1 protein-coding gene is annotated in these 826 nt (G+C 64.9%); it reads right to left on the bottom strand.

The annotated features are described in order from the left end of the window. Window positions 1-645: NAD(P)H-hydrate epimerase (locus EN991_RS38200; protein ID WP_127370630.1), on the bottom strand; the 645-nt coding region annotated here is incomplete at its 3' end. Window positions 646-826 lie beyond the last annotated feature (181 nt).

The following is an 826-nucleotide window of genomic DNA, read 5'->3' as shown; positions in this document are numbered from 1 at the left end:
GGTCGAAACGGCGAGTTGGGCGATGATGCCGTCGCCGATGCCGATATCGGCGAGCACGATCTCACCGCATTGCCCGCGCCCCGGCAGCAGCAGGTGGCCAGGCTTTTTCCGCGCGAAGGTGATGGTGACCTCGGCACGAAACGCCCTGCCCAATATGTCACCGCTCCTTCCAGAGACGCCGGACGGCAGGTCGACCGCGACCACGGGCAGGCTCAGGGCTGTCACTGTATCGATGGCTTTCGCGGCGTCGCCGGACAGCGGCTTCGACAGCCCCGCCCCATAGAGCGCGTCGATCACGATCGAGCCAGGCTTGGCGTCAAAGTCAGACAGCGGCCGGGGCTTGATCGGGCATTCCGCGGCGGCGAGCGCCGCATCGCTTTTCGGCCTCGGCGCGCCGGATGCCCAGACCGATGTGCCGACGCCGCTGCCGGCCAAGATGCGGGCAACGACATAGCCATCGCCGCCATTGTTGCCGGGCCCGCACAGCACATGGATGTGCTTTGCCGAGGGGTAGCGCTTGAGAACCTCGGCCGCGACCGCTCCACCAGCGCGCCGCATCAGGCCGATGCCGTCGGCTGGGCCGGCGGCAATCGTCAGCCGATCGGCCTCGCTCATTTCGGCCGGGGAAAGAAGTTCGTTGCTCATGGATTGCCGATCCGCATGCGATCAAGCATTGTCCGATTTCGATCCTAAGCAAACAAGGGGGAGTTGCCGAGATCTGCAGCCATAACGTTGGCACGAAGGCCTCGCGGGCAGAAAGTTGCCTGAGGGATAGGCAATATGCCTGATTTTTGTGCGGACGGAGGTGCTGGCGCTGTGTAGGCTC

The organism is Mesorhizobium sp. M7A.F.Ca.US.005.03.2.1, from assembly GCF_003997795.1.
GTDB lineage: Bacteria > Pseudomonadota > Alphaproteobacteria > Rhizobiales > Rhizobiaceae > Mesorhizobium > Mesorhizobium ciceri.
The sequence above is the reverse complement of the archived record's forward strand: the minus strand, read 5'-3'. Positions and strand labels throughout refer to the sequence as shown.